The organism is Ferrimonas pelagia (genome assembly GCF_039543565.1).
Lineage (GTDB): Bacteria > Pseudomonadota > Gammaproteobacteria > Enterobacterales > Shewanellaceae > Ferrimonas > Ferrimonas pelagia.
The window spans coordinates 88,103-96,147 of the sequence record NZ_BAABJZ010000004.1 but is presented as its reverse complement, the minus strand read 5'-3'; the positions used below and the strand labels follow the sequence as shown (position 1 = coordinate 96,147).

The 8,045-nt window shown below is 55.2% G+C and carries 8 protein-coding genes and 1 tRNA gene; 6 read left to right on the top strand and 3 right to left on the bottom strand.

The features are described 5' to 3' along the window. On the top strand, positions 1–369 hold a 369-nt coding region (locus ABEA08_RS01755; RefSeq protein ID WP_345332651.1), incomplete at its 5' end, for an IS630 family transposase. 267 nt (positions 370–636) lie between these two features. On the opposite strand, the gene ABEA08_RS01750 is transcribed toward ABEA08_RS01755, so the two are convergent. From ABEA08_RS01750 to ABEA08_RS01740, 3 genes are all read right to left on the bottom strand, one after another. Further along, positions 637–713: transfer RNA gene (locus ABEA08_RS01750), tRNA-Pro, on the bottom strand. Between the two features lie 112 nt (positions 714–825). Beyond that, positions 826–2,619, bottom strand: a complete 1,794-nt coding sequence (locus ABEA08_RS01745) for a DUF3413 domain-containing protein (RefSeq protein ID WP_345332649.1) — start codon at positions 2,617–2,619, stop codon at positions 826–828. Positions 2,620–2,706: 87 nt separating this feature from the next. Then, positions 2,707–2,928: a YejL family protein gene (locus tag ABEA08_RS01740; RefSeq protein ID WP_345332647.1), complete on the bottom strand. Its 222-nt coding sequence runs from the start codon at positions 2,926–2,928 to the stop codon at positions 2,707–2,709. A 74-nt stretch (positions 2,929–3,002) separates the two neighbouring features. Here ABEA08_RS01740 and yejK point away from each other — a divergent pair, with 74 nt between their 5' ends. From yejK to ABEA08_RS01715, 5 genes are all read left to right on the top strand, one after another. After that, positions 3,003–4,049: a nucleoid-associated protein YejK gene (gene yejK / locus ABEA08_RS01735; protein ID WP_345332644.1), complete on the top strand. Its 1,047-nt coding sequence runs from the start codon at positions 3,003–3,005 to the stop codon at positions 4,047–4,049. A 278-nt stretch (positions 4,050–4,327) separates the two neighbouring features. Then, a complete protein-coding gene (locus ABEA08_RS01730; RefSeq protein WP_345332641.1) occupies positions 4,328–5,644 on the top strand; it encodes a YjiH family protein in 1,317 nt (438 codons plus the stop codon). A 143-nt stretch (positions 5,645–5,787) separates the two neighbouring features. Further along, positions 5,788–6,102 (top strand): YbjQ family protein, encoded by a 315-nt coding sequence (locus ABEA08_RS01725; RefSeq protein ID WP_425557312.1) that lies wholly within the window; start codon positions 5,788–5,790, stop codon positions 6,100–6,102. A 4-nt stretch (positions 6,103–6,106) separates the two neighbouring features. Then, positions 6,107–6,559, top strand: coding sequence for a YbjQ family protein (locus ABEA08_RS01720; RefSeq protein ID WP_345332638.1), 453 nt, complete (start codon positions 6,107–6,109; stop codon positions 6,557–6,559). Further along, positions 6,552–7,367, top strand: a complete 816-nt coding sequence (locus ABEA08_RS01715; protein ID WP_345332636.1) for a M48 family metallopeptidase — start codon at positions 6,552–6,554, stop codon at positions 7,365–7,367. The genes ABEA08_RS01720 and ABEA08_RS01715 overlap by 8 nt, the downstream gene beginning before the upstream one ends. Positions 7,368–8,045: the final 678 nt, after the last annotated feature.

The window sequence follows — 8,045 nt, the reverse complement described above, 5'->3', positions numbered from 1 at the left end:
AAGACTGAAGCCCTGATTACTCCGTGCGTAAACAAAGACGCTATGAGGCAGCATCTTCAACTGATTTCCGAAGCAACACCGCGAGGTCGCCACGCGATAGTGATCATTGATGGTGCCGGGTGGCATATGTCAGATACTGCTTCTCCATTCAACAATGTCAGCTTGATCAAACTGCCTCCTTACTCACCGGAACTGAACCCGATGGAGCAGGTTTGGCAATGGCTACGGCAGCGGTGCCTCTCCAATCGGGTCTTCAAAAGCTATGACCACATTGTCGACCAGGTTGCAGATGCTTGGAACAGCTTTCGAAAAGATGCAGAACAAGTGCGGCATCTGTGCAGCAGGGAATGGGCCAGACTGACCAAATAGATAATGGAATTGGTATTATGCATTATTGTTGAGCCTATGCGTATCTAAAAGCTATACACGGTATCGAGATGAAACGCACGGTTAGGATCGGCATGAGGCTGCCGCCGTTGTTGAGCCGTTCGACGGTGGCTCCGGTGGCGCGTTTGGGCGCGGCCTTATTGGTTTGATGTTGTTGGTGGCCTGGCGGCGTCAGCGCACGCGTTTGCTATAAACCGTACGGCAAATAGCAAAAGGCCCAACTCAATGAGTTGGGCCTTTTGCTTAAATTGGTCGGAATGATAGGATTTGAACCTACGACCGCTCGCCCCCCAGGCGAGTGCGCTACCAAACTGCGCTACATTCCGAACTGTCGTCTTAGTGGCGCTTGGCCCCGAAGACAAGGCTCATATTACTGAGCGCGGAGGGATTTGCAAGTGCCCGAGTGTTCAAGCGATGATTCTTTGTCCAAACAGTGAGTTATTGGCTAAGAAAGCGACGACCTTCCTCCATAACTCCGATCAGTGTCGGCACATCTAGGCTGGCGTCGCGCTGGCGTTGATAGTTCTGATCAAACACGCGGTACTCGCCATGGCTATTGATCACCGTTGTGCCCTTGTTGCTGTGAATGGCAAAGTTTCGATCGTTGCCCATCACCATGTAAGGCGTTGTTGGTGGTTGATACAGGCTTTCACCCAGGCTGTATTGCCGGATCGGGTTATCGCAGTTAAGCAGCTGCGTCATCAGGGCCGGCACCAAGCCATAGTGATTGGTGGCATAGCCATACTGACGGGGTTTCTGATCGGGCCAGCGGATCAGCATAGGGACATGCACGGCCGAAGCGGAGAAGTTGCTGCGGATATCGGTATTGCTGTTGGTCGAGAAGACGTTGCCGTTGCTACCGGTGACGATCACTAGGGTGTTGTCGTCTACGCTGGCAAGCAATCGGCCCAGTTCGTCATCGAGAAATGACAGAGACTGGCGATATTGGTTAAACAGTACGCGCTGAGCGTTATTGAGCTCGGTTTGGGGTCGTACGGTCGGGATCCCGACAAAGCCAATCGGTGTGCTGTAGGAGCTCGGCGCGTTGTAGGTGATCAAACGAAACTGCGGTTGGTCACTGGCTTCGAAATGTCGCAATAGTTGGTCTGTGGTGGCTTGATCTTGCGCGGCGGGATCATCAATGACCGATCCAGGTTGTTGATGGAAGTCGGCGAGCAGTGTGGCCATCGAGCGGCGCTCGGCCAGATCGTCAGAGCCAAAGATGGTCAGTTGGTATCCAGCCTGACGCAATTGTTCGGTTAGCAGCGGGGCTTTCTTATCCGCAAACAGTGAGGTTTCATACGCCGGCAACATGCCGTACAGCAAGCTGTAGATCCCATAGCCATAGTCATTGCTGCCACTGCGGTGCTCAGTAAACCAATGGCTTTGCTGCGCGAAGGTCAGCAACTTGGGCATGGTATTGATGTCGATAAGATCGGCGCGCCAAGCTTCGACCACGACCATGAGCACATCGGGTGTTTGCTCTGCGTGACATTGCAGCGGTTGAATCGGGTAGTTCAATTGGTGGGTTGGCTTGGCCGTTCGCTCCCGCTCTGCCAGAGACAGATCATCCACAAGGCCCTGGCGTGCCATAAAGCTCTTAGCCGTGAATGGGTAATGCAGCGGGAAGATATCGTCTTGGGTGGTGATCGGTCGGTAGACCGTGGCATCCGCCCAGACATGCACCAGATGGGAAAAGACGAAGCAACTGACGAGGACCGCAGTCACGCGCGTGCCCTGTTTGCGGCGACGTACACGTTGAAGTCGTTTCCACAAACCATTCGCGAGCAAGAGTTGCAGCGCCATGATGGCGATCGGCGCCAGTAACAGCAGCGGCGATGACAGTAGTGCGGTTAGATCGCTGGAGGCCACGTCAAGCACAAAGGGACTGAGGTGCAGCCGGTAATGGCTGAAGACTTGGGCGTCAAAGGCCAGTGTCGACAACGCTAAGGTGGCAACAACGGCTGCGTAGCCCCGCAGGATCCGCGAATAGGGCAGCAAGAGTGTGACAGGGAACAGGGCAATGAGGTAAACCACAAAGCCGAGGAAAGCGAAGTGCCCCACCCAATTGGTGAGCATGTACAGCTGACCCAGCAGGGTTTCTGGCCAACCTTCGACCTTGAGATAGCGAGTGGCGATCACCATCGCCAACAAAATGTTGATGAAGGTGTACCAGTGACCCCAAAGCACCAGGGGGGAAACGCGATCCTTGTTGTGTTCGTTTGTCTGCATTCTCTGGCTTCTAGGCCTATTGAGTAGGCTTATCCTACGGGGAATATATCGACTTATCCAGACAGATAATTCAATTGTTTAGACGGATCACGCGTCGTCGCGAACCGAGGCACTCAGTGCTTTGGCAAACTGCTCAGCGATGGCGGCACGATGGGGTTGGGCGATCTTGCCATTGATGATCACGGTGGCGGTGTTGCCCAGCGCCATCAGGGCCAGATCGGTCGGGGCGTTGTGCTTTTCCATCACACCCAGCAGCTCACTCAACAAGGTCTCAACCTGTTCATTGCTGTATTTTGATACGATAGCCATTGTAAATCCTGTGATGTTGGAAAAAAGGGGGCATATAATAGCGGCTTTTCCCCTGAACCACTATTGCCTAAGTCATGACTATTAAAATAGAACAAGCCATTCTTCATGCGGTGTCTCAAGGGGCCGACGGTCAACTTGAATGCCGTTTGCGTCCACAGCCGTTAAACCAGTCCGCTGCCGCGGATGATCTGGTGGCTGAGCTGCACCGTTTGTACACCGCCAAAGCCGGTAAAGGCTATGGCCATTTCGGCGTGCCATTGAACAGTGAAGGCGAGCCGGATGGCGAAGCCAACGAGGCATTTTTGCATGCCATGACCCAATGGCGCAGTGGTGAGCTCGGCTTTGTTGAGTTTACCGCACAAGCGGGTCAGTTGCTGGGTCAAGAGTTGGGCAAATATGACTTTGCTACCGGTGGCTATCTGCTGATGGCTGCCTACAGCCATATCGCTAGCCACTATCTGTTTGTGGCCTTGCTGTCGCCGAAGCCTTCCGTCAGTGTGTCTGATGAGATGGAGGTGCACGGCAGTGAGCACTTGGATCTGTCCAACATGCAATTGGCGGCGCGGATCGATCTGACCGAATGGCAAGCGGATCCCACCTCGAAGAAGTACCTGTCGTTTGTCAAAGGGCGGGCAGGGCGCAAGGTGGCGGATTTCTTCCTCGACTTTATGGGCTGTGTTGAGGGGGTCGATGCCAAACGCCAAAACAAGCAGTTGATGTCGGCCGTCGAGGATTTCGTGGCTCAGGGCGAGCTGGACAAACATGAGGCGCAAGAGGCGCGTGACGCGGTGTTCGATTACTGCAAAGGGCAAACCGCCATGGGTGAAACCATTGCGATGAAAGACGTATCTGATGAATTGGCGGACAAAGGGCTGGACGCGTTTTATCAATTTACCAGCGATGGCGATTATGGCCTGGAAGAGGACTTTCCGGCCGATCAGTCAACCCTACGTCAGTTGAAGAAGTTCAGCGGTACCGGTGGCGGTGTGTCCGTCAGTTTTGATGCCGGCCATTTGGGCGAGCGCGTTGTCTGGGATCCGGTTCGTGATACCTTGACCATTCAGGGCGTGCCGCCAAACTTGCTCGACCAGCTGCAGCGTCGTGCTGGCAATAAACAGTAAGGTCGAACAACGTCGGTTTTTTGCTCGGTTTTGTGGAGTGAATAACTAATCACTCTGCCTGAGTGAGTATGTGTGAGCTGGGTCGCACTGTTCCCGCTCATCGACTCTTTTAAAAATAGGAGTCGATCGGTAGCATGTGCGTCCTCAGTCATGCCACTTGCATAGTGATGCACACTGGTTGAACAAGCCCCACTAGTGAAAAGAATTAGAGGGCCACGGTCGTGAACAATGAGCAAACCTGTATTATGAAAGAGACTTCATCTCTGCGGAACACTCTGATGTTCCTGATCCCGTCGCTGATCGGGATCTTCCTCTTTATGACGCCCGTGTCATACGGCGGTAACGTGACCATTCCGATCGCGATCTTGGCGAAGGGCACGCTGGCCCAACTGGATTCTCTGGCGGTTACGTTGGTGATCTGGGTCGTGGTGGCCTCGGCAGCGATCACAACCTTGGTCAAGCTGTTCAAGCCTGCTGTGGTGATGAAGAGCCCGTTTTTGCAGGGGTTGTTCAACGTCTCTTGGTTGTGGGCGGCAACGCGCATTATCGGTGCGATCGCTATCCTGCTGACCGCGTTTAGTGTTGGCCCTGAGATCATCCACTCGGAGGACACTGGCGGCATGGTATTGCACGATCTGCTGCCGACGCTGCTGTGTGTGTTCCTGTTTGCTGGGTTGCTGTTGCCCTTGTTGATTAACTTCGGCCTGCTGGAGCTGATCGGCTGCCTGCTGACCAAGTTAATGCGTCCGTTGTTTAACCTGCCGGGACGCTCTGCCGTGACCAGCTTTGCCTCTTGGTTGGGCGATGGCTCGGTCGGTGTACTGATGACCTCCAAGCAGTATGAGCAGGGCCTGTTTACCGAGCGTGAAGCGGCGGTGATCGGCACCACCTTTACCGCGGTATCCATCACCTTCTGCCTAGTGGTGATCAGCACCGTCGGTCTGGAAGCCTATTTCCTGCCATTTTATGGCACCGTCTGCCTCGCTGGCTTGGTCGCCGCAGTTGTGGTACCACGTCTGCCGCCGCTGTCGCGCAAGAAGGACGTGTTTATCAATGGCGAAGCGCGCCGCTCGGACGATGAAGTGGTGCCAGCCGGTGAAACCTCATTGTCTTACGGCTACAAAATGGCGTTGGGCCGTGCCAGCCAGGTAAAGAGCGCTCGCAGCGTAGCGAAAGAGGGCGTTCAGAACGCCGCCGATATGGTGTTAGGCGTGCTGCCGGTGGTGATGGCGATTGGTACTATCGCGCTGGTGATCGCCGAGTCCACCCCGTTATTTAGCTGGTTGGGGGCCCCGTTCGTTCCGTTATTGGAGCTGCTGCAGATCCCTCACGCGGCGGAAGCCAGTACCACTGTGATGGTCGGATTTGCCGATATGTTCCTGCCGGCCATTATGGCCGCCAGCATCGACAGCGATCTGACCAAGTTCGTCATCGCAGCAATGTCGGTCAGCCAGCTGATCTTCCTGTCGGAAACCGGCGCACTGATGCTCGGCTCTAAGGTCCCTGTGAAGCTGTGGGAACTGTTTGTGATCTTTATCCTGCGCACCATCGTGGTGCTGCCGGTGATCGCTGCCATGGCGCATCTGATCTTCTAAGCGTCAGTCAGTGAACTCAAAAGCCGGGCAAATGCCCGGCTTTATGCGATCTGCGGTGGGAGAAAAGAGTTGCAGTTAGCGACAGATCCCTTTGTACTGTTTGGTAGGCTAACAATAAACGGAAAAACAAAGTGATGAACGAGATCATCCTCACCAACATCGAAACCATTCCCGGACGGGAGATCACCCAGCATTTAGGCTTGGTGCAGGGCAATACCGTGCGCGCCAAGCATGTGGGGCGGGACTTTATGGCGGGCCTGAAAAACATCGTAGGTGGCGAGCTTAAGGGCTATACCGAGCTGCTGCAGGAAGCGCGGGAGGAGTCGGTCGCTCGTATGGTTGAACAGGCGCGCTCTATTGGCGCCAATGCGGTGATCAACGTGCGGTTTTCGACTTCATCGGTGACCTCCGGGGCGGCAGAGCTGTTCGCTTACGGCACTGCAGTCGTGGTGGAGTAAGCCCATGTTGGCCCTTGGAATTACCTTAGCCCTGTTGGTGATTGGTTATCTGTTTGGTCGGCATGCCGAGCAGAGCCACTTTGAGCGGCTGCGCGAGGCGGAAGCGCAGTTGCAGTCGTTATTGATGTTCAGTGAAAAGCGGATCCCTCCGCAGTTTCAACCTTGTGAGGTGAAGTTGGTGGGGGGAAACACAGTGATCGCCGTTGACTACTTCAAGGTGATGGCGGCGGCGCTACGTAACTTTTTTGGTGGTCGAGTGGCGGCCTACGAGTCGCTGGTTGAGCGGGCTCGTCGTGAGTCAATTGTGCGAATGAAACGCGAAGCACAGGCGCTGGGTGCCAGCGCGGTGTTTAATGTCCGCATTGAGACGTCGTCCATCAGTAAAGGGGCGAAAGAGCAGCAGGTGTCGGTCGAGGTGTACGCCTATGGTACGGCCGTGATCCCCCGCCATGGCTAGGTTTGAAAACCGGCTCCCGCCAGAGAACAACGTTTCTCCGCAGCATCCACTGATGGAGTTCAGCTCACTGCTAGCGGCGGTGGTGGTGCTGGTGGCGGTGATCACGGCGATGTTAGCGCTTGGGATGCATCGTTTAGCGGACCAAATTCCGCTGGAGTGGGAGCAATCCATGGCACAGGCATGGTCTGATGATCTTCGTCAGGCCTCACCTGCGCAAACTGCGTTGGACGGGTTGCTGGATGATTTGGTTAGGGCCGATCCCTTGCCGGAAGGAATGACGGCAAGGGCCACCTTGATTGAGTCGGAGCAGATCAATGCGTTTGCCGGGCTGGGCGGCGAGATCATCGTTCATACGGGCCTGGTTGATGCCATGCGCAGCGAGAATGGCTTGGCGTTAGTATTGGCTCATGAGCTGGCGCATGTACGTGAACGCCATGCGCTGCGCCAAGCCAGCCGTCACTTGGGGATCGCCCTCGTTGGGGCTTTTTTGCTGGGGGAGTCGGCGAACATGGCAGAGCTGGCGATAGCGACAACAGAGTTGGGGTTTAGCCGAGAGCAGGAGATGGATGCCGATCAACGCGCGCTGGAAAATGTGGTGCGCTTATACGGTCATCTCGGTGGAACAGACGTCGTGTTCTCTCTGCTGGGGGATGACGTATTTTTGTCTGATTGGTTCAGTACCCACCCTGATTTGGCGCGGCGGCAGCGATCGGTTGATGCTGCCATTGAGCAGTATGGCGAGGGTGGGGAAACGCCATTGCGTCCGCAATGGTTTGAGCGAGCAAGGCCGACCTCGTTAGCGCCTTAGCAAACGCGCTCGAAGCCCGTGTGATAGAGCGAAGCCGCTGAAGGCGAGCGCAAACCCGATCCTGACACTGAAACTGCCACTGAGCCAAGCATTGAAATAGGCTGTGTCTTAGTTAACTGTTGGTTGATTTTTTGTTTTATATCTTAGCCTATTGCATCGTCCTCACCCGCCAAGTCGCATTGGCGACGGCAAGCCATCATTGTGAAACCAAAGGGGGCTAGCCCCTCTGCACACCCTCTACTGCTGCGTTTCGCTGTGCCCTCGCTTAAGGCGCGCTTCAACCCCAATTGCAGCAAGCAGGCTGAAAGTCAGCCCGGCTCTTGATGGAGAGAGGCAACGACAATAGCGGCCAGCCGCCTTCAAAAATGGCTTCTTCCAGCTCCCAGTCGGCCTCCACGCACCAACGCTCAGCGCTGCACTAGGGGGTCTAAAAACGGCGTAAACCTCAAACTGCGCGATAGGGCTCAACCGTTACTTAAGACACAGCCTAAATATGTGTGTAGTGGTCTGTTACAGTCGGGCGCGTTGACTTCGAGCGGTGTGGTAATAAGGCTGGACGAATGGACATTCGCCATGTCATCGAGAGCGCTTTATCGCATTTGAGCATGGCTCTACCGGGGTTGAGCCAGAGAGGAAAACGCTTGCCAGTCCGGTTAACGGACTGGCACTTGGTTGCGT

What these genes read in the sequence shown, in the direction of transcription:
- ABEA08_RS01715 (WP_345332636.1), top strand. Translation starts at nt 6,552, where the DNA reads ATGGCTAGGTTTGAAAACCGGCTCCCGCCAGAGAACAACGTTTCTCCG.
- ABEA08_RS01740 (WP_345332647.1), bottom strand. Translation starts at nt 2,928, where the DNA reads ATGGCTATCGTATCAAAATACAGCAATGAACAGGTTGAGACCTTGTTG.
- ABEA08_RS01745 (WP_345332649.1), bottom strand. Translation starts at nt 2,619, where the DNA reads ATGCAGACAAACGAACACAACAAGGATCGCGTTTCCCCCCTGGTGCTT.
- yejK (WP_345332644.1), top strand. Translation starts at nt 3,003, where the DNA reads ATGACTATTAAAATAGAACAAGCCATTCTTCATGCGGTGTCTCAAGGG.
- ABEA08_RS01720 (WP_345332638.1), top strand. Translation starts at nt 6,107, where the DNA reads ATGTTGGCCCTTGGAATTACCTTAGCCCTGTTGGTGATTGGTTATCTG.
- ABEA08_RS01730 (WP_345332641.1), top strand. Translation starts at nt 4,328, where the DNA reads ATGTTCCTGATCCCGTCGCTGATCGGGATCTTCCTCTTTATGACGCCC.